Here is a 24,149-nt window from a genome sequence, read left to right as displayed (position 1 = left end):
ATCGTCATCGGGAAATCGAACAACCGGGCAGCGCGGCGGGCGTGCACCCTGACGGGCTCGTGGTATCGGCTTGCCAGCAGCGACAATGGCGGCGGTGGCGTTTCCAACGTCGGATTCCACGGTGAACCGCAATGGCCGACCTGATCCATAGGTTGCGACTGCGACGCAGGCCCGAGGCCTCCGAATCGACGCAGGCAGGGCGGTCCTCCTTGTCGCCGCCGCAAGCGGCCGCGTGGTCGTCGACGCGCGCCGAGCGGCGCACGCGTGGCGGCAGCCAGGAGGTCTTCCTCTTTCGCCACCTGCTGGGCGCGCTGGCTTCGCTGGCGATCATTGCGATCGTCTACCTTTACGCGGCATCCGGTCTGCTCGGCTTCCACGTGGCGCATGTCTTTGCTGCGCTGGTGGCCCTCAGCGTGCTGGGGTTCACGGCGTCCATCGTCAGCGGGTTCAACCGGCGATTCGCCGATCCCAGCCTGACCGTCGCGCAAATGACCGTGTCCGGCGTGGCCATGGCCTATCTGGCATACGCCGGGGGTCCCTTCCGCGCGCTGCAGTTGCCCTTCTACCTGATTGCGCTGCTGTTCGGAGCCTTCCGACTGACGATGCGCCAGCAGCTCGCGATGAGCGTCTACTTCATCGCCACTTTCGCCGCCGCCATGGGGATCGCCCACTGGGTTGCGCCCGTGCCCGGCCTGCCGGCGCACGGGGCTTCTTCACAGCCGAACGGTGTGACGCTGGTGGTTCACCTGGCGCTGCTGCTGCTGCTCATGTCGGTCATCGGTGGCTACGTGAACGACTTTCGCCTGCGACTGCGCTCGAGCAACCTGGCGCTCAAGCAGGCGTTGGAAAGAATCGAGCGGATCGCCACCTACGATGAGCTGACCGGCCTGTACAACCGGCGGGTCATCAACGAGATCGCCTTGAAAGAGAAGAAGCGCTCGGATCGCAGCGGCGCGAGCTTGTGCGTGGCCATGCTCGACGTGGACCACTTCAAGCGATTCAACGACCTGTACGGGCACTCGGGAGGCGACAACGTGCTTCGCATGCTGAGCGCGGTCCTGCGAGGCACCCTGCGCGAAACGGAGCATGTGGGCCGCCATGGCGGCGAGGAGTTCATCATCGTGCTCCCCGAGACCACGCATGAGCGGGCCGCGATTCCACTGGAACGCCTGCGCCAGGCGATCAGCGCAACGACCATCTCCGGCCTTCCTGCAGACGCGCGCGTGACAGTGTCCATCGGCGTGGCCGAGTACCGGCGCCACGAAGACATCCTCAAGACCGTCGCGCGTGCCGATGCCGCGTTGTACGAAGCCAAGCGCGCGGGCCGGAACAGGATCGTCTGGGACGGCGCGTGAGCGCCGCGCGTGGCACCGGCCGCAGGGTGATGGCAGGTGTGCGCTCAGGCCGGCACCGGCGTATAGCCGGCATCCTTGATCGCCTCGCTGAGCTCCTCGCGATCCGCGCTCACCGGCTCGATCTCGACGCGGTGCCTGGCCAGGTCGATGCGGACACAGGCATCCTTGTCCGCGGCCTTCACCGCGTTGGTGATCGTGCTGGCGCAGTGGCCGCAGGTCATGTCGTTGATTTCGAAGGCAATCATCCGGGCTCCGCAGAAGGCGTTGGGGAACAGTCAATGTCGCGGTTGCGACAGCGGGAGAGTCAAGGCATTTTCTCGCGTCATGGTCACTCGCCTTCCACTGCGGCCAGCCGCAGGCGCAAGGCGTTCGCAATGACGCTGACCGAGGACAGTGCCATGGCGGCTGCCGCGACCACCGGTGACAGCAGCACGCCGAAGAAGGGGTACAGCACACCGGCGGCCAGCGGAATCCCGGCCACGTTGTAGAAGAAGGCGAAGAAGAGGTTCTGCCGGATGTTGCGCATCGTCGCCTGCGACAGGCGACGTGCACGAGCGATCCCCATCAGATCGCCCTGCAGCAGCGTCACGCCCGAGCTCTCCATGGCGACATCGGTGCCCGTTCCCATCGCGATCCCGACCTGTGCAGCTGCCAGCGCCGGCGCATCGTTCACGCCATCGCCGGCCATCGCAACGATGCGCCCCTGCGCCTGAAGACGCTGCACGGCGGCGGCCTTGTCTTCCGGCAGCACGTCGGCGATGACCTCGTCGATGCCGAGTTCGCGGCCCACCGCCTCCGCCGTGGTCTTGCCGTCTCCGGTCAGCATGACGACGCGGATGTGGGCCCTGCGCAGCGCCTGGATGGCCTGCGGCGTGCTGGCCTTGATGGGATCGGCAATGCCGACGAAGCCGGCCAGGCGACCGTCGAGGCCGACGAAGATCACCGTGGCTGCCTTGGCGCGCACCGCCTCTGCGGCGTCGGCCAACGCGCAGACATCGATCCTGTGCTCGGCGAGAAACCTGGCGCTGCCGCAGACGACCTGCACGCCATCCACGGCGCCGACCACGCCCTTGCCCACGGGAGAGTCGAAGTCCACCACGGGCGACAGCGGGAGCTTCCGCTCCTGCGCATCGGCGACGATCGCCGCTGCGAGCGGGTGTTCGCTGGCCCGCTCGACGCTCGCCAGCTTCTGCAGAACGTCCTCCTCAGCGAAGCCCTCGGCGGACTGCAGCGCGACGACCCTCGGCCGCCCTTCGGTCAACGTGCCCGTCTTGTCCACCACGAGCGTGTCGACCTTCTCCATCCGCTCCAGCGCTTCGGCATCGCGGATGAGCACGCCGTGCTGGGCGCCGCGGCCGACGCCGACCATGATCGACATCGGCGTGGCGAGCCCGAGCGCACAGGGACAGGCGATGATCAGCACCGAGACCGCCGCCACCATCGCGTACGAGAAGGCGGGACTCGGCCCCCACACCCCCCAGGCAGCGAACGCAAGCGCTGCGACGGCGATCACGACCGGCACGAACCACCCCGCCACCTGATCGGCCATGCGCTGGATCGGCGCGCGGCTGCGCTGCGCAGCGGCCACCATGTGAACGATCTGGGACAGCAAGGTGTCGGCGCCGACCTTCTCGGCGCGCATCACGAAGCCGCCGGTCTGGTTCATCGTTCCTGCAGTGACCTTGCTTGCGGTTATCTTGGATACCGGCATCGGCTCGCCGGTGACCATCGATTCGTCGACGGTGCCCTTGCCCTCGATGACCTCGCCGTCCACGGGGACCTTGTCCCCGGGCCGCACGCGCAGCAGATCGCCGACCTGCACCTCATCGAGCTGCACCGTTTCGTCCGTTCCGCCGGCGCCGACCCGCATGGCGGTCTTGGGTGCCAGGTCCAGGAGCGCCCGGATCGCGCCGGACGTCTTCTCTCGCGCGCGCAGCTCGAGCACCTGCCCCAGGAGCACGAGCACGACGATGACCGCCGCCGCCTCGAAGTAGATCGCCACGGCACCGTCGGCGATCCGGAACTCCTGCGGAAACAGCCTGGGCGCCACCGTGCCGAGCACGCTGTAGACCCACGCCACGCCGGTACCGAGCGCGATGAGGCTGAACATGTTGAGGCTGCGGTTCACCACCGAAGCCCATCCTCGAACAAAGAACGGCCAGCCGGCCCAGAGCACCACCGGGGTGGCAAGCAACAGCTGAAGCCAGTTGGAGGTCTGCTGGCCGACGCGGTGCGACAAGCCCACGAGGTGGCCGCCCATCTCCAGCACCACCACGGGCAGCGCCAGTGCCAGGCCGATCCAGAACCGCCGCGTCATGTCGCGCAGTTCCGGGCTTTCGCCGGTTTGCGCCGTCGCGACGACGGGCTCCAGCGACATGCCGCAGATGGGGCAGTTGCCGGGACCCTTCTGGCGCACCTGAGGGTGCATCGGGCAGGTGTATTCCACGTCCGCGTCATCGCCCGCGGTCCGCACGGGAGCGGGTTGCCGGTGAGCAGCGCCGTCGTGGGCCATCCCGTGGTGATGGCCTGTCTGCGGGTGCGAACGGGAAGCGGTCTTGGGGTGCACGTGTTCCTCCATGTCAGACTGCCCTCATCCCAGCCTTCTCCCGCAAGCGGGAGAGGGAGCGAAGGGCAGTCTCCACCTTCCCACAGGCGGAAGGTCAACAGGTCCTCGACATCGCCAGAACGTGGACTTTCCGTCTTCGCTTGACCCTCCCATGGTGGGAAGCCTTACTCTCCCGTGCATGAACCCATCCTTCCTCGAGGTGTGCCCATGACCGTCGCCGCACGGGCCAGACCTGTCGGATTCCAGCTGCACATCACCGGGATGACCTGCGCCTCGTGCGTGATGCGCGTCGAGCGCTCGATCAAGGCGGTTCCCGGCGTCAGGGAGGCGAGCGTCAACCTGGCGACCGAGCAGGCGACGGTGAGTGCGGAAGCTTCGGTGCGAGCAGAGGACGTGGCCCACGCGGTTCGCCAGGCGGGGTACGAGGTGGCGACGAAGGACGTGGCGCCGCGGATCGAGGGCAAGACCCGCGCCTCGCGCGTGGCCCGGTTCAAGAAGTGGCTTGCCGGCGGGTGGCCGGTCGCTGCCGGCGTCGTGCTCACCGTGCCGCTGGCCGCGCCGATGCTGCTTGCGCTGTTCGGCGTCGACTGGAGACTCGACGGATGGCTGCAGCTGGTCCTGGCCACCGTGGTTCAGTTCGGGCTCGGTGCGCGCTTCTACGTGGCCGGCTGGAAGGCGCTGCGCGCCCGCAGCGGCAACATGGACCTGCTGGTGGCGCTGGGCACCTCGGCGGCCTATGGCTTGTCGGCCTTCCTTCTGCTGGCCCATGCCGATCAGGGTGTCGCGCACCTGTACTTCGAAGCGTCGGCAGCGGTCATCACGCTGGTGCTGCTCGGCAAGTGGCTGGAAGGCCGCGCCAAGCGGCAGACCGTGGACGCGATCCGCGCGCTGAACGCCCTGCGGCCGACGACGGCGCGCCTGCGGCGTGGGGTCGCCGAGGTGGAAGTGCCCGTCGAGCAGGTGAGCGTGGGCGACCTGGTGCTGGTGCGACCCGGCGAGCGCATCGCCGTCGACGGCGAAATCATCGAAGGCCGCAGCCATGTCGACGAGTCGCTGATCACGGGCGAGAGCCTGCCGGTGGCCAAGGTCGTCGGCGACCGGGTGACGGGCGGCGCCATCAACGCCGAGGGCGCGCTGACGGTGAAGACGCTGGCCGTCGGCGCCGAGACGACGCTGGCGCGGATCATCCGCATGGTCGAGTCGGCGCAGATGGGCAAGGCACCGATCCAGCGCATCGTCGACCGTGTCAGCGCGGTGTTCGTGCCCGTCGTGCTGGTCATCGCCGCGGGCACCTTCCTCGGCTGGGCGCTGGCCACCGGCGATGGGGCGCAGGCGCTCCTCAACGCGGTGTCCGTGCTGGTGATTGCCTGTCCCTGCGCGCTCGGCCTGGCAACGCCCACGGCCATCATGGCGGGCACGGGTGTGGCCGCGCGCCACGGCATCCTGATCAAGGACGCCGAAGCCCTGGAGATGGCGCAGGCCGTCACCGTGGTCGCGTTCGACAAGACCGGCACGCTCACGGAAGGCCGGCCGTCTCTGGTGTCGGTGGTGGCCGCGCCGGGTCGCACCGAAGACGAGGTGCTTGGGCTCTGCGCCGCGCTGCAAAGCTCGAGCGAGCATCCGTTGGCGCATGCGGTGATGGACCAGGTCCGCGCATTGCGGCTGCCGGTTCCGCAGGCGCACGGCACCCAGGCGCTGCCCGGGCGCGGGCTCCAGGCGGTCGTGCACGGCGAGACGCTGACGCTGGGAAGCACCCGGCTGTTGCGTGAACTGGGTGCGGAGATGGGCGCACTGCAGCACGACGCCGATCGCCACGAGCGGGAAGGCCGCACCCTCTCCTGGCTGATCCACAAAGACGCGGATCGTGCGCGGATGCTGGGCCTGCTCGCCTTCGGGGACACGGTCAAGCTGTCCGCCAGGCAGGCTGTCTCCCGGCTGCACGAACTCGGCATCGAGACGGTGATGCTCAGCGGGGACAACCGCGGCAGCGCCGAGGCGGTCGCCCGGGAACTGGGCATCGAGCACGTGCGCGCCGAGGTGCTGCCCGGCGACAAGGCGGCCGTGGTCCAGGAACTGCGCTCGCGGGGCAGGACGGTCGCGATGGTCGGCGACGGCATCAACGATGCGCCGGCACTCGCCGCCGCCGACGTCGGCATCGCGATGTCCACCGGCACCGATGTCGCGATGGAAACGGCGGGCATCACGTTGATGCGCGGCGATCCGCGGCTCGTTGCGGACGCGCTCGACATTTCGCGCAGGACCTGCGCCACCCTCAAGCGTGGCCTGTTCTGGGCGTTCGCCTACAACGTGGTCGGCATTCCGCTGGCCGCGCTGGGCCTGCTGAACCCCGTCGTGGCCGGTGCGGCGATGGCCTTCAGCAGCGTCAGCGTCGTCGCCAATGCGCTGCTGCTGCGCCGCTGGCGTGCCGCCGCTGCACCAAAGGAGCATTGATGGAAGGAATGAACATCGGCGAAGCCGCCAAGGCGTCCGGCGTGTCGGCGAAGATGATCCGCCACTACGAATCGGTAGGCCTGTTCCCCGAGCCGCGGCGGACCGACTCGGGCTATCGGCAGTACACCGAGAAAGAGGTGCACACGCTGCGCTTCATCCGCCAGGCCCGTGACCTGGGCTTCTCGCTGGAGCAGATCTCCGAGCTGCTGGCACTCTGGCAGAACCGCCGGCGGCCGAGCCGACAGGTGAAGGCGCTCGCGGAGGCCCACATCCAGGAACTGGAGCAGAAGCTGCAGGAGCTCCAGGTGATGAAATCGACACTCGAGCACCTGGTGCACTGCTGCCACGGCGACGACCGCCCCGACTGTCCCATCCTCGAGACGCTGTCGCAGTCGCACGGCCCGGGTGCGCTCGTCGACACCTCCAATGCGCACTCGGCGAAGCGTGGCCTGCGATCGGGCAAAGGTCACTGAACGCTGCCTACCGGGTCGTCTCGATGCGCGTGACCGTGATGGCGCCGTCGACGCGGTCCGCCGCGAAACGCACCTTGTCGCCCTCGTTCAGGCCGTCGAGCATTTTGGGATCGGATGCGCGAAACACCATCGTCATCGGCGGCATGTCGAGGTTCTCGATGCGACCGTGACGAAGCGTCAGCTTGCCGGCCTGCTTGTCGACCTTGCGCACCTCGCCCTCGGACAGTGCGGCCGCCGCGGAAGGCTGATCGGGCTGCTGCAGCTGCGCGTGAGCCCCCGCGGCGAGCCCTGCGACAACCATCGAGATCAGAAGCGAGAAATTCATGAGGTACTCCTTGTCACTCACTTGACGCTGACCGTGCCCACCATGCCGGCTTCGAAGTGGCCGGGGATCAGGCAGGCGAACCGGAACTCGCCGGCGCGCGTGAACTGCCAGACGATGTCCCCGCTGCCACCCGGCTTCACATGGGTCATGTGCGGCTCGTCGTGCTCCATCCCGGGGAATTTCTTCATCAAGGCGGCGTGTTCCTCGAGCGCCTGCTCGGTGCCGAGCACGAGCTCGTGCAGCACCTGTCCCCGGTTGGCAGCGACCAGGCGAACGGTCTCGCCGCGTCGCACGACGATGTGCGACGGCGTGAAGCGCATGTCGTCGCTCATCGCGACGCGGATCGTGCGGCTGACCTTGCGTGGGTCGCCTTGCCGGCCGAAGGGGGTGCCTTCGACCTTGCTGGCGTCGAAGCGCCTCGGCGCGGATGCGGGATGCGCCGACGTTTCGTGCGCCTGGGTGGCGCTCGTGGCGACCACCGCACCCAGCGTGGCGCCTCGAAGCAACGAACTGATGTTCATGCGAGCTCCTTGTTGTCGTCGGATCAGTGGCCCGAATGGCGGTGCGCACCAGGCTTGCGCACCTGCAGCGTCTTGCGGTCCGCCTTCGGCGCGGCAGCGCGCGTCGGCGGCTGCAGCTCGCCCGTGTACTCGCGGGCGACGGTTCCTGGCGGGTGGGCGTAGAAGCCCGGGTCGCGGTAGTCGCCCGGCCTCAGGTCGTCTCGCACCTTGACCACGCTGAACATGCCGCCCATCTCCATCGGCCCGTACGGCCCCGTGCCGGTCATCATCGGCAGCGTGTTGTCCGGCAGCGGCATCTCCATCGTTCCCATGTCCGCCATGCCACGCTCGCCCATGACCATGTAGTCGGGCACCAGCTTCGCGATGCGCTCGGCGACGCCTCGGTGGTCCACGCCGATCATGTTCGGCACGCCGTGGCCCATCGCGTTCATCGTGTGGTGCGACTTGTGGCAATGGATGGCCCAGTCGCCGGCGACGGCGTCGAACTCCAAGGCGCGCATCTGGCCCACCGCGACATCGGTGGTCACCTCCGGCCAGCGCGCCGCCTTCGGCACCCAGCCGCCATCCGTGCCGGTCACCTCGAAATGCGGCCCATGCATGTGGATGGGGTGATTGGTCATCGTCAGGTTGCCGATGCGCACCCGCACGCGGTCGCCGGTGCGCGCCACCAGCGGGTCGATGCCGGGGAAGACACGGCTGTTCCAGGTCCAGAGGTTGAAGTCCGTCATCTCGCTCGTGCGCGGCGTCGCGCTGCCGGGCTCGATGTCGTAGGACGCGAGCAGGAAGGCGAAGTCGCGGTCGACCCGGTGCTGTCGGATGTCCTTCGGATGGATGATGAACATGCCCATCATGCCCATTGCCATCTGCACCATCTCGTCCGCATGCGGGTGGTACATGTGGGTGCCGGGCCGCAGCACCGTGTACTCGTAGACGAAGGTCTTGCCCGGCGGGATGTGCGGCTGCGTGAGCCCGCCGATGCCGTCCATGCCGGAGGGCACGAGAACGCCATGCCAGTGCACCGTGGTGTGCTCGGGGAGCTTGTTGGTCACGAAGATCCGGATGCGGTCGCCCTCGACCGCCTCGATCGTCGGGCCCGGGCTGGTGCCGTTGTAGCCCCACAGGTTGGCCTTCATGCCCGGGGCGAACTCGCGCACGACCGGCTCGGCCACGAGGTGGAACTCCTTGACGCCGTCCTTCATGCGCCAGGGCAGCGACCAGCCGTTGAGCGTGGCCACCGGGTTGAAGGGCCGGCCCGTCGACGGCGGGCGCGGGGGCTGCATGGCCGGCGAGGTCTGGATCACGGCCTCGGGCAAGGACGCGGCGGCGACGCGGCTCACCGCCGTGGCTCCCAGCGCCGCACCCGCGGCCTTGAAGAAGGTTCTTCGATTCGTCATGGGTGTGCTTTCAATGTGCGGCAGCGTCGCCGGCAGAGGACGTGGCCGACATGGGTCGCAACCATGGGCCACCTCGGGGCGAAGCGCCCGTCAGTGCGGTCTGGAGATCCGTCTGGGCGACCCAGAAGTCGCGCAGGGCTTCGACGTAGCCGGTGACGCCTTCGACCTGTTCGCGAGAGTCGGCGAGCAGCTCGAACACGCTGATCAGCATGCCGTTGTAGCGAAGCAGGTTCTCTTCGGAGATGCGTTTGCGCAGCGGTATCACGTCGTCGCGGTAGAGCCGCGCCAGGTCGTAGGCCGTTCGATAGGCCGAGTACGACTCTCGCACTTCGGACCGCGCGTCGATCGCGAGCTGCGCAGCCTGATGCACGGCCTGCATGTAGGTCGCCTGCGCGCGAGCGACGCCGGTCGACCCGAAGTCGAACAGCGGCAGCTGCAGTTCGATCTCGTAGCCGTCGGCCCGCGGTTCGCCGCTCAGGCTCTTGTTGACGTGGCCCAGCTCCAGCACGTTGATGAAGCGGGTGGCCTTGCCGAGACCCAGCGCCCGCGCCGTCGAATCCACCGAACGCCTGGCCATCATCACGTCGAGGCGCTGTGCCATCGCCGCCCGCTCGGCGTCCTTCGGCTGCGTCGGCTCCTTCGGCAGTTCGGGCAGTCGCTCGGGCAGCTCGAAGCCGGGCGGATCGCCCGCCAGCCCCAGCAAGCGCGCCAGCTGCTCGCGCTCCGCGACAGCCTGATGCCGTGCACGCGCCAGCCGGGCGGTGGCGTCCGCATGGAACGCCTGCTCCCGCATCTGCGCAAGCTTGTTGAAGTTGCCGGCCTGCACCATGCGGCGCGCCAGCTCGCTGGAGGCGTCGGCCGCTTCCTTGACCTGCTGGCCGTACCTGACGAGTTCCTGTGCGGCCACCGCGGCGAAGTAGGCACGCCGTGTCTGCGCCGCCAGGCCGACGGCCTGATGGGCGGCCTGCAGCTGCGCGCGCTCGAAGCGGCCCCGCTCCACCTCCTTCGCCCACGGCATCGTCAACAGGCCCAGCACGTCGAACACGATGGAGCGCTCGATCTCGACGACGCCGCCGCCTTCGCTTAGCCGGCTGAAACCCAACGTCGGATTGCGCAGTCGCCCCGCCCGCACGCGCTCCGACTCCGCAATGCCGAGTTCGCTGAAGCGGGCTTGCAGTCCCCGGTTGTTGAGCAGCGCGACCTCGACGGCGCCGTCCGCCGTCAGCGGCTGTTGGAGAAGCTCGGCAGTGCGCGACTTCGCCGTATCGGGTTCGCTGCTCGTGCGCTGGTAGACGGGCGCGACGCCCGTGCGTGCCTGGGTCAGATCCGCCACCGCGTCGAAGCCGCCATCGGTGGAGAAGCTGGCGCACCCCCCGAGCATCGCGACACCGATCGCCGTTGCGACCAAGGTGATGATGGTGTTCATGGGTCGAACTCATCTGGAAGAACCGCAGCGGGACGACGCCCGCATCGGGAACCTCGTGCGCGGACGCACGAGCGCTGTCAGGCCTCGCGCAGGAGGCCTCGCGGGGTCAGATGGTTCGTGGTGGACGTTCCTGGCCGCCCGACAAGAAGGTCGCCGCCGGCACCGACAACCCCGGGAACGTGGTCGAGGAAAGCGCTGGCGGCGCAACGAGGTCCGTCTGGCTGGTCAGCAGCGACGCCGACGAGCAACATGCCGAGCACAGCGTGCACTTGCCGGATGCGCCGGCCGGATGATGCGCGTCGTGGTCGTGTCCTGCATCGGCCTGCGCAGCCGCGTGCTCGTGGTGCGAGTGATCCACCTGACGCAGTTCCGCCTGGGTGCCGCCGCCGGACGGCAGGCACGGCATGGTGGCGGCCAACACGCCCCGGATGGGGACGATCATGGCGAGCAGCAGCACGAGCCAGAGGCGAAGGATTCTCACGAGCTTCAAGGGGCCAGGACGATTTGACACGGTAGACCTTGCGACAGGGGGAAGGTCAAGTCCCGACCCACGCGCAGCAGGGATTCAGGATCAATGCGCTGACGCGCGTCGCGGACTTGCGCATCGCGCCGCGCGGTCGACGCGGCACCTCGCTGTCGGCCACCAGCGGGTTCTGACAAAAAAGACCTTCCGGGCCGTGTCGATGCCAGCCGCCGCCGTTCGTCGTGGGAGTACAGGCACTCATTCACCAGGAGAAACCAGCATGCGATTCATCATCACGGCACAGGCAGGCGCGGACGGAACGAGGTCGGGCGCGCAGGACGGTCTCGACGAGAAGCTCCTCGTCGCCTACATGGCCTTCAACGAGGAGATGCACAAGGCCGGCGTCCTGGTGGCTGCGGAGGGCCTGAACCCCGCGGCACGGGGTGCCCGCGTCGCCGTCTCCAAGGGCAAGCGTCATCTCGTCGATGGCCCTTTCACGGAGTCGAAGGAGCTGGTCGGCGGCTTCTACATCGTCGACGTGAAGTCGCTCGACGAAGCCATCCAGTGGGCACTGCGCGTCCCCTGCGGGCTCGGCATCGACGACGTGCTGGAGATTCGCCAGCTGACGGGGGCGGGCGACATCCCGCCCGAGGTCAACCGGATCATCAAGTCGGCTGCGCCGACGTGGAGCGCATCGGTCTGGCAGGCACGAGAACAGATTCAGGATTGACCGCCGACCGCAGCCTTGGGCCGCACGAGCAGGGAGAACTTCGATGAAGATGGTTTTGACGTCTGCAACGACCCCCGACGAGTACCTGCAGTGCCTGGGCGGCTGGCAACAGCAGTACGTCCGGGCTTTGCGTTGTGCGGTTCGAGAGGCGGCGCCCGAATTGTCGGAACGATTGAAGTGGGGTCACATCGTGTACTTCATGAGCGGCCCGGTGCTGCTGGTCCGGGCGGAGCCGACGCGCGTGCTGTTCGGCTTCTGGCGGGGTCAGCGCTTGCGCCACATCGAGCCACGGCTGAAGCCTGGCGGAAAGTACGAGATGGCAACGCTCGAGCTTAAGCGCGAGACGCCCCTGGTCAGGGCGACGGTCGTCGAGCTGGTGTCACAGGCGGCCCGGCTCGACCCTGTCGCCGTCGGGCTCACGTCGGGAAGCGGCGTGGCCAGCCGCGTGCATGTCCGGTCTTGAACGGGGCGGGGCCGGCGCCGATGGTGGGGCCGGTGGCTGCGGGACTGTGCTTGTCTCTTGCAGCCGATCGCCCCATGTCAGACCGCCAGGCGCTGCGGCGACAGGTATTCCTGGCGAAACGTCTCGAACGGCGCGGTATCGGAGCGCTCCAGGCGCTGCTGCTCGTCGACCGACTCCTGCGCCAGACGCTCGAAGCGGGCCTGCAGGTCGGGCGGGAACGGTCGCCGCGCGAACGACTGCCGGATGTGCTCGGATCTTGCGCGCACGAAGGCGGTGTACGAGCCCGCGTGCTCGCTGGCGATCGCTTGCAGCACGCGCGCCGAGGGCAGTTCCTGCGGATGACGCAGCGCCAGGGCCGCCGACGCCACGGCGTCGCGGTGAGCACGGCCGCCCGACACGGCGTCGAGCGCGGCCGCGATGGGGATGCACTCCTCGACGAGTTGGGCGCCCCATTCGACCAGCGGCACCGCGTCGTCGCCCCGCTCGAGGCGCAGGTCCGGCTCGCGGCCGCGCTCTGCCGCGCGATGCTGGTTTGCCGCAAGCGCGGCGATCTCGCGCGGCGTGTCCGGCGGGCTGTCGGCGAGCAGGCAGTGCAGAAGGAAGGTGTCCAGAAAGGCGATCGTGCCGGCGGCGATGCCCACCGGCTCGAACGGATCGAGGTCCATGCAGCGCACTTCGACATACTCGACGCCGCGCTCGCGCAGCGCATGCAGCGGCCGCTCGCCGGACCGTATGACCCGCTTGGGCCGGATGGTCCCGTAGAACTCGTTCTCGATCTGCAGCAGGCAGGTGCTGAGCTGGTTGTACTCGCCGCCCGGATTGAGGACGCCCAGCGCCTCGTAGGGCGGGTGCGGCCGCGTCAGCGCATCGTGCAGCGATTCGCCGTAGCGGTCGAGGTTGTTGTAGCTCACGCACAGCTTCGCCTGCGCATCGCTCTGGTAGCCCAGCCGGCCCATGCGCAGCGACGTGGCATGTGGCAGGTGCAGGCTGCCGCTGCCCAGATTCACCAGCCGGTGCTCGCGGCCCGCGACGAAGCTCGGGCAGACTGCGGGCGATGCGCCGAAGAGATAGAGCAACAGGAACGAATGCCGCCGGAAGTTGCGGATCAGGGCGAAGTAGTCGTCGTTCGACAGACCCGGCATCGACCAGTTGTAGTGAATGCCCGAAATCGTCTGCATCCGCCGTCCGTAGCGGTGTCCCAGCCCCATCCGATATACGCTCTTCGCCCGCCCGACGTTGGAGGCGCCGTAGCGCCCGATGGGGATGGTCTCGTCGGCCGGCAGCTCGCACGGCATGCTCGCCACCCACAGGAGCTCGTCACCGATCACCCGATAGACGTACTGGTGAATCTGCGTCAACTCGTCCAGGCATGACGCCACGCCGGCATGCACGCCCGTGATGAGCTCGAGCTGAGACTCGCTGAAGTCCGTCGTGATGTGGGGATGGGTCAGCGCGCTGCCGAGCTTCTGCGGATGGGGTGTGAGGGCGAGTCGGCCGCCGGGCAGCGCGCGCAGGCTCTCCTTCTCGATGCCGCGTCGGATGCCCTGGATGTCGGCTGGCGTCAGGCCGAGCAGGCGTTGTTGCAGGCTGGTCAAGCCGGGTCTCCTTGTTCGCGGTTCGAGCCGAGGAGGCGATCATCGCCCAAAGCGGTCGACCGGGCGAGGTCGAGGCCCATGCGCTGCGCGATGTCGACCTCGACATCCGGCGGGGGTGAATTCATCGTGCTGCTGGACGAGCGCACGCTGCGTGAACTGCAGGTGCGCGTCGAGGTCGCCGACGCGCAGGCGCAGCGGGTCAAGGCGCGCATCGAGCTCGCGATGGTCGGCCTGCAACACGCGCGCAACGAGGTCCAGCGCAGCGAGCAGCCCGCCATGCAGGGCTTCGTGTCGCCGACGAAGCTCGACACCGACCGGCTGGCGGCGCTGGCCCCGCGGCGTTCGCCCCCTCGAGCCGAGTGCGCTATGCGCCCTTGGCCGTCAAGGGAGGTCGGGTCGGCGCAGCGGGTACACCGAGCTGCTTCCGATCCGTCCCACCATGGGCAGCTTCAGCCCGTTCTGATTGACCCCGAAGTTCAATCCGAGCACGTTGAGTTCGAAGCCATCGACGCCGCTCACCGCCACGCCCAGCACCCCGCCCAGCGACAACTGAAGGCCGCTGCCGCTCGGCGCAGCGCCGACGATGGAGCTGCCGAGGTAGTCCTTGCCGATGGCGGTGGCCGGAAGATCGACCTCCAGCTCCGGCACCGCCCGGGCGATCCACGCGGTGAAGGTGTTCGAGTTGGGGCCGGGCCACACCCGGTATTCGGCGCTGTAGGGATACGCGTGAGCCGCCCTGTCGATGCGCTCGATCAGCTTGTCGACGCCTGCTCCACGCCGGTCGGCGTAAAGCTCCGGCGCCGAGCCGAACCAGCGCGCGTCCGGTGGACGGCTGTGCACGACGACGGCGCTGGGCGACCAGCGCAGCCGCCACCCCACCACTTCGTAGACCGTCCACTGCTGCGCTTCAGTCGGCTTGACCGCGACCCAGGTGTGCACGCCGAAGAGGCCCTTGGCCCCGATGGTGCGAGCTCCGTACACCTGCACCACCGCTTCCTTGACCGCCGCGGGATCCGGGGCAAGGCCCACCGGCTGGCGGCTGGCGGTTCGCCAGTCCGATCGCGTGCTCATGCATGACGTCGCAGCCGTGACGGCGACGGCTGTGACCGCGCAGACGACGAGGCGAGAAGGACGGCGCACGGCTTGAGATCGACGCAGACACCAGCGCACTACCGGCCCATCCGCATGAAGGGCTGGTCCATCGTCATGCCCGGCGCACGCACAACGCGAAACCACCGGCTCATCCAGTTTTCCATGGCACCTCCTCGCCGCGTAGGGATACGCTCGAAGACTATAGGCGGCGCGTTCGCAGCTGCAAGCACGACCCAAGGTCGATGGGCGCCGCGCCAGGGTGCGAACGTGGGTGACGTAGTAGACGAGCGCCACCAGCACGCTGCTGCCAATAGCCCAGGTCGTAGCGACGGCCTCTTCGAGACCGCGCTGCGTGCGAGGCAGGTGCTTGCGATCTCGACGCCTTCGGCATGCTTCAGCTGCGCGGTACCGCCATCACCAGTGCGCGGATGAACCGGAGCTTGGCCGGCGCCGGCAGCGCGGTGCGGTTCGTCAGTTCCTGGCTGACCTGACGCACCAGCCGCGGCATCGGCTGCTGGGATTGCAGGTGCCCGTCGACCATGGTCACGTGGCGCATCGGGTCGGGCGACTGCGCGGCCGGCTGCCAGTCCAGCTCCAACTGAAGTGCCTTGGCGAGCGCCGCGTCGTGCTGCGCCAGCTGTTCGATCTGGGACACCGAGACGTCATCTCCGGGGCCGGTGCAAATGTTCATCAGCATGGATTCGACCGGCGCTGCGTTGTGCAGGGGCCGGCCGCTCGCGTATGCCTGCTGGAACGCATTGGCACGCTCGAAGCCGAAACAACGATGCAGTTCCATGCCGAGCCGGTAGAGGAAGACGGCCTTGGGGACGGTCGCGTTGGGCCGGTGCTGCAGCAGCGGCATCTGCGAGTGATGCACCAGCTCCTCGACCCACGCGATGCAACCGTGGGGACCTACCGGGGCGCGGACGATCTCGCTGCCGAGCGGCAACTTGACCCACTGGTCGCCCAGGTGTTCGAGGAACAGTGTCGGGGCCATTCGCTTGATGCACTCCGCGCGGCTGGGGTTCCACTGCGTGCCCGAAGGGTCGCGCGGGTTGAGCACGTATTCGGGGCCGGGGATCGGTTGGTCGTGGTCGTAGACGATCGCGCTGAACAGCACGTTGCCCGGCGAGTCGCGGCGCAGGTAGCCGCCCTTCTCCGCCGGAAATTTGGTGCAGAAGTGGACATCCACCACCAGCTTCCACTTGTCGCCGAGCATGGCATCGGCGTTGTCGACGATGTACTTCGCCTGCCCCGATCGCTCCAGCAGCGAGAGCACGACATTGCGCAGCGGCACGTGCAGTTTCTGATTTTCACCGACGAGGAACGTCTCCGAACGCTGGTAGGCGGGTCCCGCCCCGTTCTCGTATCCCGGCAGCACACCCATCGGCCGCCCGGGAGTGCCCAGGTCCAAAGCTTTTCCCTTGACGCTCAACGGCAGGCTGCAGATTCGGGCATAGGTGGACGCCAGCTCGCCGAACCATTGCAGCAACGTGCGAGTGTCGGCCGCCACTTTGGCGTCGGCCTGGAAGTTCACGGGATGCGCGACATGGCGCAGTCCTGCATCGATGGAGCGGCGGGGGACAGCCATGACCAGCAGCCGGACGAACCGTCGCTTCGGAGGTTCCGCAAGGACGGTGCCCTCCACCACTTTCTGGCTCATCTGCCGGGTGAGACCGGGCAGCTTTTGATGTCCTTCGGCGATTCCGTCCACGACCGCATTCATGCCGCCTTGGGTCTTGGCTTCCCACCGAAGCTTCGTGGAGACGAACGTCGACGGCTTGCGCCAGATCGTGGCGCCGAGCAGCATCTGCCCTACCTGCGGGTTCATTGCGGTGACCGGTTGAACATCAGCCTGCGTGAGCGCGCCCTTGCGGGCGTCGCAGACATGAAGCAGCAGTTGCTGGAGCACACTGGGCGCATTCAAGTCGCTGCGCGGTGCCATCCCCGTCTGACCCGCCAACCACCGCGCCCAGAATGCTTGCGCTTCCTGATTGTTCTCGACCAGCGCGAGGGCCTGCGTGGCGATGCTTGCAAAGTCTTGTCTCGAACAATGCAACTGGCGCTGCGACGTCAGCGGCTGCGTGTGATAGACCAGCTCCTCGATCCACCCGATGCATCCGTGGGGCGGCATCTCGGCGCAGGCGATGCTGTTACCGGGCGGCTGACTCCACAACGCCGAGAGTCCGGTCAGGAAGGCCGGCGGCACGAGGCCCTTGATGAGGTCGCCGCGCAGCCAGCGGATCGGCGACAGTGGCGGCGGGTTCAGCAGTATTTCCGGACCGGGAATCGCCACGTCGTGGTCATAGGCGTGGATGCTGAACAGCGTCCGTCCGATCGAGTCGCGCCGCAGGAAACCGGCTTCGGCCATCGGATATTCGGCGCAGAGGTGGACGTCGACCACGAGCCGCAAGTCGTCCTGGTTGAGCGCGTTGATGTGGTCGACGATGAACTTGCCCTGACCCGACTGCATCAACAGCGTGCCGGCGATGTGCTGCAGGGCCGCCTGCTCTGCCTTGTGCTGAGGCGACAGGAAGGCTTCGGCACCGGACAACTCTACGCCGGGCACGACACCCACCGGCAGAAGCGGGTCGTCGAGATGCAGCGCACCTTTGTCGGCGCTCAGGGGAATGCTGCACACCCGGCCGTACGAGTGGCCCTGCGCCGCGAACGACTCGATGAGCGCATGGATCTGCTTCGGCGTGTCGCCGGTGGCCTGGAAGATGCGCGGCGAACTGAGTTCGGACAGGTCGCGATGCAAGTCGGGTTGATGTTCCACGAAAGAGTTCCTCCGCCGTGCGCCGAAGGGGCGACCGCCGCCGATGCGGGCACGCACGAATTCATTGTGGTGATCGGCTCGCCAAGAGCCATCGGCAAAAGAGGAAGCGCGGCTTCCTCTTTTCCTAGTCCATTGGCGATTGCACGCTGGGCAGGCCTTCTTTTCGGCGCGGCCCGCGGCAGGCGCGTGGCTTGCCACCTGGCCGGTGTGAAGGAGGTTCCCATGAAGTTGTTGAAATACATGCTCGCCATTGCCGCCGGCGCACTGACGACCCATTTCGTTCTCAAGTACCGCGGCCTATCGCCCGCCGGAGAGGGCCTGGGCTCCTTCGGCCCTGATCCAATGGATGACGACGAGGAGGCGACCGCGACGCGCGGCGAGGCCAGCGAGTTCGCCAACCCGGCCGAGCGCTTGCAGGAGGAGGGAATGATCGGCTCCGCCGCGGGGCCGGAACTGTCGACGCAGGACCTGTTTTCATCGTCCTCGCAGCGGGGCGAAGAACCTGTCACGCCCGGATTGCCCGACCTGACGCGCGGCGCTTGAAGGTGCCGACCCGCGATCTGCGGGCCTTGGCCCGAGCCGGGAACACGAGTTGCAACACCAGGCATCCCCCCGGCCGCCCGAGGGACACACGCAGCCCGCGTTCGGCTGGCCGGCCTGGCCGCTGCCACTTCTGGCAGGACTGCTGCCGCTCGTCGCGACGGTCGTCGCGTTCGCGCTGTCGGCGCGCCTGGGGTTCATCGAGCCGTGCAACCCGTTCATCGACGGATGCGTCTCGATCAGCCGCGCTGCGCGCCATGGCTTGCCGAACCACCTGTTCAGGGCGCTGGTGCTTCCGGCCGCCGCCTTGCAGGCGCTGTGCTGGCTGCTCTGCGGCGCGTGGCTGCGCACGCTGAGTGCCGTGTCCACCCGCAAGCTGCGCGCGCTGAGGTGGCTCGGGCCTGCGGCGGCGGGGTTCCTCGTCCTGTACGGAGCGTTCCTCGGCACCGAGGGCGAGGCGTACCGCTGGATGCGCCGCTACGGCGTCATGCTGTTCTTCGGGGGGACCTGCATCGCGATGCTCATCGTCAGCGATGCCACGCGGGGTCTTGCGCTGCGAGCAAGGCATGTTGCTCGGGCGCTGCCGCTCCTGTGCATGGTGTTGCCGCTGCTCGGCCTCGCCAATGCGTTCGCGCCGCTGTTCCAGGCGGACGCCCACACCCGGGACGCGCTGCAAAACAGCACCGAGTGGTGGGGAGCCCTCATCTTCACCTTGTTCTTCGTCGCAATCTCTTGGCTGTGGCATGCCACGCGTTTCGAGATCCGGTTTTGCTCGCTCTCCCCGTCCGAGGGTGATCGATGACCCCGACCCTCTCCCGCCGAGGGGAGCATCCAGCATGCATCAGCGCTTGCGCCGCAGCCTGTCCATCCGCGAGCGCACCATTTGGTTCACGAACGTCCGCTCGAAGTAGTTGGCATCCTTCAGCAGCTGTTCGCCTTCGAGCTGACACGCGTCCTGCAGCTTGAGCAGCTCGTCCGGCGGCAGATCGACCTGGGCCTTCTCGGCGTTGCGCAGCAGCTCTTCGGCCTGCGGGGAGCGCACGCCCTGCTTGTAGACCGTGCCGATGAATGCAAACGACGCCTTCACGATGGGCAGCAGCGGCGCCTCGGCTGTCGCATCGCCGCGCTTCACGCGTTGCGCCAGCGGCTCCCCGCGCGCCTTGAGCGCCGCGACGCACTCAGCGCAGTGCGCGATGGTGGGCACGGCCGGTTCGGCCCAGGCCACGCTGACGAGCAATGCCGCCGCCACGGCGCCGTGGCGCAGATTCGGCAAAGGAAACGTCGTCGGCGTTCGGCTCATCGGTGTCTCGGGATGGCGCCTGCGGATTGTGCGGCACGGATTCGTGCCCGGAAACGACGCCGGAGTTCAACCGATTGTCGGCCTATGGAAGGACCGCTCGCCCCTCATCAAGCCGCCAGCGCCTGCGCCCTGCGAACGCACCGCTTGCCGCCCTGCTTGCCCGCGTACATGGCGCCGTCGGCGCGCCGCATCAGCATGGCCGCGTCGCGCCCATCGAGCGGGGCGAGCACATAGCCGATGGTCACGCCCAGCCGGAAGCCGGTGCCGGCCGACAGCGCGAACGGCTCCTCGAAGGCGTCGAGCAGGTGCTGACCGACGCGCCGCGCCTGCTCGTCGTCCGCGAGCTGCCCGGCGATCACGACGAATTCGTCGCCGCCCAGGCGCGCAGAGACGTCATCCGGTCGCAGCACGTGCCGCAGGCGCCTGCCCACCGCCACGAGCAGCTCGTCGCCGACCTGGTGGCCATGCGCATCGTTCACCACCTTGAAGCCGTCGAGGTCGAGCAGGTACAGCGCGACGAGGCGGTCAGGGGCGCAGCCGGCCAGCGCGGCTTCGAGCGCGTGGTCCAGCCCGCGGCGGTTGGGCAGGCCGGTGAGCGCGTCGGTGCGCGCCAGCGTCACCAGCGACTCGCGCTCCTGTCGCGCCCGCTGCGCGGCCGCGTGCAGCTCCTGCTGGCGCACGCCGATGACGCGCATGAACAGCAGCATGTCCAGCGTGGCGCCGAACTGCAGGGAGTGCTGCGTCCAGAAGTTGAACGGCATCGTGCCCTTGATCAGGCTCACCATGACCCAGGTGGCGACGAAGTAGCCGACCCAGGCCGCCAGGAAGAGCCAGCCCACGGGATCGCCGCGACGGGCCCGCTTCAAGGCGCCGGGCATGCCGAAGATGGCCGGAGCCAGCCCCAGCGTGCCGACCACGGCGCTCACCTGATGCACGTGCAGCAGGTCGACGCCGTACGCGACCGCGACCGCCAGCAGCACCGCACACCCGCCCTTCATCATGGGTCCGAACCAGCGGTTGGGGTGCGGCCCCAGGGCATGGTCGACGAACAGGAAAGTGCCGGCCGCCGCAAGCAGCGCCGAGATCCCGCCGAGGTGCAGCTCGGCCCACAGGTTGTCGCCCCAAAGGTACTGCTTGCCGAAGCCGAACTGGTAGATCGAGAACAGGATGGAGCCGCCGCTCTGCAGCGCGTACTTCAGGTACAGCCGCTCGCGCAGCGATCCCCATTGCATGAGGCTGTACAGCAGCAGGCACAGGCCGAGCCCGGTGAGCAGGCCCTGCAGCATCTGCTCGTCCAGCGAGCGCGCCTGGAATGCCGGCAGCTTCTCCAGCGTGATCGGCAGGACCATCGCGCCCTGCGTCTGCACGCGCAGGTAGACCGTGGCCGGCTGGCCGGGCGGCAGGCGCAGCGCCACGGCATGGATGCGGCCCGGAAGCGGCCGCTCGGCGTAGGGCTGCAGGTTGCCCAGGCGCGCGTGCCGAAGCTCGAGCCCGTCCGCGCCGACGACATGCACATCGACGCGGTTGAGCACGGCGTAGTCGATGCCGAGGATCCATTCCCCGTCCGAGCGCGCGTCGACCTGCAACGGGATGCGCAGCCACACGGGCGCCTTGTTCAAGCCGAGGGTCGCATGCGCGCCCGGCGGCGGGGCGAAACCCGGCTGGGAGGCGCGGCGCACGTCGGCGAGCGTCAGCACCTGGGTCGTGTCCACCAGCACGGACACCGCAGGCCACGCATCCACCCGCGGCCGGCTGTCGTCGAGCACCAGTTGCGCCGTCGCGGGGCTCGCGAGCGCGAGCAGCCACAGCAACGCGGTGCACCAGCGGCACCACGCGAAGGACTTCATCATGGGAGCTTCATCAGGACGGCGCTAGCGAGGCCCAGGCGCCGGCGGCGGCATGCCGCCCCTCGATCATCCCCGAGATGGGACGGCCCTTTCCAGTGCCTTGTGCGCAAGAGTTGGCGGATGCGGCCGGCGCGCGGGCGAGCGACGACGCTCGTTCAGCCTCTAGACGAGGCCATGCGCCACCGCGTCGTCGTAGCAGCGGACCTGCCGATAGCCTTGCGCCGCGGCCTCATGGCAGGGAATGGGCACGCCTTCAGCGAGCCGGCGCAGACTCGGCTCGGCGTGCAGCAGCGACACGGTGACGGCGAGATGGTGCGTCCAGGCGCCGCTCTTGAGCCGGTAGGCCGAAGGACCCGGCACCAGCATGCAGCCACCGAGGCCCTTGGCGATCTGCTTGTTCGGTGTCACGACACGGTCCTGCTGCTGGACACACGCATTGGATCGCCGGCAGGCATGCGAGTTCGCCGTCGAGCGGCGGCTGGCGTGGGCACGTCCGTTGCCCGTTTCCGATGGGCCGGCGCCTTGGGCGTGGCAGCCCCATGTCCATGGACTACCACCTCCTCGAAGCGCCTTCCATCCTCGGTCTCAAGCCTTCCGGCGTGGAGCTGCTGCCGCAGCGGCTGCTCGACGAAGGCCTGGCGCAGCGGCTGGCCGCGCGGCACGCCGGACGCGTCGAGCCGCTTGCGTACAGCGACATTCGCGATCCGCGCACCGGCACCTTGAATGCCGAGGCGATCGCCCGATACGCCGTGGCGCTGGCCGATGCCGTGGGCAGCGTGCTCGACCGCGGCGCCTTCCCGGTGATCCTGGGCGGCGATTGCTCCATCGTCCTCGGACCCCTGCTGGCGCTCAAGCGGCGCGGACGCTACGGACTGCTCTTCATCGACGGCCACGCCGACTTCTACCAGCCCGAGGTCAACCCGAACGGCGAGGCGGCGTCGATGGACCTGGCCTTCGCGACGGGCCATGGCCCCCGGCTGCTGACCGACATCGAGGGCCGCGGCCCGCTGGTGAAGGACGAAGACGTCGTGGTGTACGGCTTTCGCGATGCCGACGAGCAGGCGCAGTACGGCAGCCAGCCGCTGCCGCCCGTCATGCCGCGCTTCGACCTGGCCGCCGTGCGGCGCCTGGGTACGGTGGCCGCCGCCGAGGCGGCGCTCGCGCCGCTGCGCCGCCCCGAGCTCGAGGGCTTCTTCATCCATCTCGATGCCGATTGCCTGGATGACGCCGTCATGCCGGCCGTCGACTATCGCTTGCCGGACGGACTGTCGACGCAGGAGCTGGTCGCCGTGCTGCGCGCGGCGCGTGCGTCAGGCCGCGCCGTCGGCATCGAAGTGACGATCTACAACCCCAGGCTCGATCGCGACGGGAGTGCCGGCCGCGCGCTGGTCCAGGCGCTGGTGGACGGGCTCGGTGGCGGCCTCGAGCAAGGCACGACTGACTCCCTCTCCCCGCTTGCGGGGACAGGGTAAGACCAGTCAATGGAGCTTGACGCGCGGCTCGGTGCTGCGCGCGATCACGCGCGCAGCCGTGCCCAGGCTGGTCTTCCACCACCCGTGCAAGGCCAGCTCGTGCAGCTTGTAGAGCGAGAGGTACATCCAGCGCGCGAAGATGCCTTCGACCCACAGGTTCTTGCCCGACAGCGCGCCCATCAGGTTGCCGACGGTCGAGTACTCGCCCAGCGACACCAGCGAGCCGAAGTCGCGATAGCGCCAAGGCTTCAGCGCTTCGCCGCGCAGGCGCCGCCGGATCTGCTTGACCAGGTGCGAGGCCTGCTGATGCGCCGCCTGCGCGCGCGGCGGCACGATGCTGCCCTCGGGACGGCCCACCCACGGCGCGGCCGCGCAGTCGCCGATGGCGAACACGTCGTCGTCGCGGGACGACTGCAGCGTCGGACGCACGACCAGCTGGTTGATGCGATTGGTCTCGAGGCCGTCGAGGTTCTTCAGGAAATCGGGACCCTTGACCCCGGCGGCCCACACCACCAGCTCGGCCGGAATCGTCTCGCCGCCTTCGAGCTCCACCCCGTTGCCGGTGACCGCCGTGACCTTGGCCCCGGTGCGCACGCTCACCTGCAGCGAGTGCAGCAGCTTCAGCGCCGCAGATGCGATCCGCTCGGGCAGCGCCGGCAGGATGCGCGGTCCCGCCTCGATGAGGTTGAGCTTGATGTCGCGCTCGGGGTCGATGCGGTCGAGGCCGTAGGACACCAGCGTGCGCGTGGCCTTGTGCAGCTCGGCCACCAGCTCGACGCCGGTGGCGCCCCCGCCGATGACCGCGGCCTGCAGCTGCTCGGGGCCGAGCGGCTTGGGCTGCGCATGTGCACGCACGCAGGCGTTGACGAGACGGCGGTGGAACCGATCGGCCTGCGCGGGCGTCTCGAGGAGGATCGCGTGCTCCTGCACGCCCGGCGTGCCGAAGTCGTTGTTCTGGCTGCCCACCGCCATCACGAGCGTGTCGTAGCCGAAGACACGGGCGCCGGTGACCTGCTCGCCCTCTTCCTCGTCGTAGTACGGCGCGACGTGCACCTCGCGGCGTGCGCGGTCCAGGCCGATCATCTCGCCCATGCGGTAGCGGAAGCAGTGCCAGTGCGACTGCGCGAGGTAGTCGACGGAGCGCGTGTGCAGGTCGACGGATCCAGCCGCGATCTCGTGCAGGTGCGGCTTCCAGAAATGGGTGCGAGCCTTCTCGATCAGGGTGACCTGGGCGAGGCCCTTGCGGCCCAGCTTGTCGCCGAGCTGGGTGGCGAGCTCCAGGCCCCCCGCTCCACCACCGACGATCACGACACGATGCAGCCCGGAGGCGGTTGCGCGATTCATGCGCGCGATTATG

The 24,149-nt window shown here is 68.5% G+C and carries 23 protein-coding genes; 8 read left to right on the top strand and 15 right to left on the bottom strand.

Annotation, left to right across the window (positions count from 1 at the left end):
- Positions 1–131 precede the first annotated feature (131 nt).
- Positions 132–1,355 carry a diguanylate cyclase gene (locus tag P7V53_RS15350; RefSeq protein ID WP_280156336.1) on the top strand — a complete coding sequence of 408 codons (1,224 nt, stop codon included), beginning with the start codon at positions 132–134 and terminating at the stop codon, positions 1,353–1,355.
- A gap of 44 nt (positions 1,356–1,399) precedes the next feature.
- Here the strand turns inward: P7V53_RS15350 and P7V53_RS15345 are convergent, their stop codons facing one another.
- Together P7V53_RS15345 and P7V53_RS15340 are read right to left on the bottom strand one after the other, a co-directional pair.
- A complete protein-coding gene (locus P7V53_RS15345) occupies positions 1,400–1,600 on the bottom strand; it encodes a heavy-metal-associated domain-containing protein (protein ID WP_280156335.1) in 201 nt (66 codons plus the stop codon).
- Between the two features lie 83 nt (positions 1,601–1,683).
- Positions 1,684–3,867, bottom strand: a complete 2,184-nt coding sequence (locus tag P7V53_RS15340; protein WP_280156524.1) for a copper-translocating P-type ATPase — start codon at positions 3,865–3,867, stop codon at positions 1,684–1,686.
- A 261-nt stretch (positions 3,868–4,128) separates the two neighbouring features.
- Here P7V53_RS15340 and P7V53_RS15335 point away from each other — a divergent pair, with 261 nt between their 5' ends.
- Positions 4,129–6,372 carry a heavy metal translocating P-type ATPase gene (locus P7V53_RS15335; protein ID WP_280156334.1) on the top strand — a complete coding sequence of 748 codons (2,244 nt, stop codon included), beginning with the start codon at positions 4,129–4,131 and terminating at the stop codon, positions 6,370–6,372.
- A gap of 8 nt (positions 6,373–6,380) precedes the next feature.
- Positions 6,381–6,845 (top strand): Cu(I)-responsive transcriptional regulator, encoded by a 465-nt coding sequence (gene cueR, locus P7V53_RS15330; RefSeq protein WP_280156523.1) that lies wholly within the window; start codon positions 6,381–6,383, stop codon positions 6,843–6,845.
- Between the two features lie 7 nt (positions 6,846–6,852).
- On the opposite strand, the gene P7V53_RS15325 is transcribed toward cueR, so the two are convergent.
- The 5 genes from P7V53_RS15325 to P7V53_RS15305 form a co-directional block, all read right to left on the bottom strand.
- Positions 6,853–7,170 (bottom strand): copper-binding protein, encoded by a 318-nt coding sequence (locus tag P7V53_RS15325; protein WP_280156333.1) that lies wholly within the window; start codon positions 7,168–7,170, stop codon positions 6,853–6,855.
- A 17-nt stretch (positions 7,171–7,187) separates the two neighbouring features.
- A complete protein-coding gene (locus tag P7V53_RS15320; protein WP_280156332.1) occupies positions 7,188–7,691 on the bottom strand; it encodes a cupredoxin family protein in 504 nt (167 codons plus the stop codon).
- Positions 7,692–7,714: 23 nt separating this feature from the next.
- Positions 7,715–9,085, bottom strand: a complete 1,371-nt coding sequence (locus P7V53_RS15315) for a copper oxidase (protein WP_280156331.1) — start codon at positions 9,083–9,085, stop codon at positions 7,715–7,717.
- 10 nt (positions 9,086–9,095) lie between these two features.
- Positions 9,096–10,511: a TolC family protein gene (locus tag P7V53_RS15310; RefSeq protein ID WP_280156330.1), complete on the bottom strand. Its 1,416-nt coding sequence runs from the start codon at positions 10,509–10,511 to the stop codon at positions 9,096–9,098.
- Positions 10,512–10,617: 106 nt separating this feature from the next.
- Complete coding sequence (locus tag P7V53_RS15305) at positions 10,618–10,968, bottom strand: DUF2946 family protein (protein ID WP_280156329.1); 351 nt, start codon at positions 10,966–10,968, stop codon at positions 10,618–10,620.
- A gap of 286 nt (positions 10,969–11,254) precedes the next feature.
- On the opposite strand from P7V53_RS15305, the gene P7V53_RS15300 reads away from it, so the two are divergent.
- Positions 11,255–11,704, top strand: coding sequence for a YciI family protein (locus tag P7V53_RS15300; RefSeq protein ID WP_280156328.1), 450 nt, complete (start codon positions 11,255–11,257; stop codon positions 11,702–11,704).
- 43 nt (positions 11,705–11,747) lie between these two features.
- Positions 11,748–12,167: a DUF1801 domain-containing protein gene (locus tag P7V53_RS15295; RefSeq protein WP_280156327.1), complete on the top strand. Its 420-nt coding sequence runs from the start codon at positions 11,748–11,750 to the stop codon at positions 12,165–12,167.
- 77 nt (positions 12,168–12,244) lie between these two features.
- On the opposite strand, the gene gshA is transcribed toward P7V53_RS15295, so the two are convergent.
- The 4 genes from gshA to P7V53_RS15275 form a co-directional block, all read right to left on the bottom strand.
- Positions 12,245–13,762: a glutamate--cysteine ligase gene (gene gshA / locus P7V53_RS15290; protein ID WP_280156326.1), complete on the bottom strand. Its 1,518-nt coding sequence runs from the start codon at positions 13,760–13,762 to the stop codon at positions 12,245–12,247.
- Positions 13,759–13,974 carry a hypothetical protein gene (locus P7V53_RS15285; RefSeq protein ID WP_280156325.1) on the bottom strand — a complete coding sequence of 72 codons (216 nt, stop codon included), beginning with the start codon at positions 13,972–13,974 and terminating at the stop codon, positions 13,759–13,761. Before P7V53_RS15285 ends, gshA begins: the two co-directional genes overlap by 4 nt.
- A gap of 169 nt (positions 13,975–14,143) precedes the next feature.
- Positions 14,144–14,833: a DUF3750 domain-containing protein gene (locus tag P7V53_RS15280; RefSeq protein WP_280156324.1), complete on the bottom strand. Its 690-nt coding sequence runs from the start codon at positions 14,831–14,833 to the stop codon at positions 14,144–14,146.
- Between the two features lie 415 nt (positions 14,834–15,248).
- On the bottom strand, positions 15,249–17,633 hold the full coding sequence (locus tag P7V53_RS15275) for a hypothetical protein (RefSeq protein WP_280156323.1): 2,385 nt from the start codon (positions 17,631–17,633) through the stop codon (positions 15,249–15,251).
- Between the two features lie 222 nt (positions 17,634–17,855).
- Here P7V53_RS15275 and P7V53_RS15270 point away from each other — a divergent pair, with 222 nt between their 5' ends.
- Positions 17,856–18,176: a hypothetical protein gene (locus P7V53_RS15270; protein WP_280156322.1), complete on the top strand. Its 321-nt coding sequence runs from the start codon at positions 17,856–17,858 to the stop codon at positions 18,174–18,176.
- 49 nt (positions 18,177–18,225) lie between these two features.
- The gene (locus P7V53_RS15265; RefSeq protein ID WP_280156321.1) at positions 18,226–18,975 is read left to right on the top strand and encodes a hypothetical protein; all 750 of its coding nucleotides are present in this window, start codon (positions 18,226–18,228) and stop codon (positions 18,973–18,975) included.
- 39 nt (positions 18,976–19,014) lie between these two features.
- Here P7V53_RS15265 and P7V53_RS15260 read toward each other — a convergent pair whose 3' ends face one another.
- From P7V53_RS15260 to P7V53_RS15250, 3 genes are all read right to left on the bottom strand, one after another.
- A complete protein-coding gene (locus P7V53_RS15260) occupies positions 19,015–19,473 on the bottom strand; it encodes a hypothetical protein (RefSeq protein WP_280156320.1) in 459 nt (152 codons plus the stop codon).
- Positions 19,474–19,580: 107 nt separating this feature from the next.
- Entirely contained in the window at positions 19,581–21,323 is a 1,743-nt protein-coding gene (locus tag P7V53_RS15255; RefSeq protein ID WP_280156319.1) for a diguanylate cyclase, read from the bottom strand.
- 159 nt (positions 21,324–21,482) lie between these two features.
- Complete coding sequence (locus P7V53_RS15250; RefSeq protein ID WP_280156318.1) at positions 21,483–21,728, bottom strand: hypothetical protein; 246 nt, start codon at positions 21,726–21,728, stop codon at positions 21,483–21,485.
- Between the two features lie 137 nt (positions 21,729–21,865).
- Between P7V53_RS15250 and P7V53_RS15245 the strand changes: the two genes are divergently transcribed.
- The gene (locus P7V53_RS15245) at positions 21,866–22,792 is read left to right on the top strand and encodes an arginase family protein (RefSeq protein ID WP_280156317.1); all 927 of its coding nucleotides are present in this window, start codon (positions 21,866–21,868) and stop codon (positions 22,790–22,792) included.
- Positions 22,793–22,798: 6 nt separating this feature from the next.
- Here the strand turns inward: P7V53_RS15245 and P7V53_RS15240 are convergent, their stop codons facing one another.
- A complete protein-coding gene (locus P7V53_RS15240) occupies positions 22,799–24,136 on the bottom strand; it encodes an NAD(P)/FAD-dependent oxidoreductase (protein WP_280156316.1) in 1,338 nt (445 codons plus the stop codon).
- Between the last annotated feature and the right edge of the window lie 13 nt (positions 24,137–24,149).

Source organism: Piscinibacter sp. XHJ-5 (genome assembly GCF_029855045.1).
Classification (GTDB): domain Bacteria; phylum Pseudomonadota; class Gammaproteobacteria; order Burkholderiales; family Burkholderiaceae_C; genus Albitalea.
Note: the sequence above shows the minus strand (reverse complement) of the source record. Positions and strands in the feature narration are given on the sequence as shown.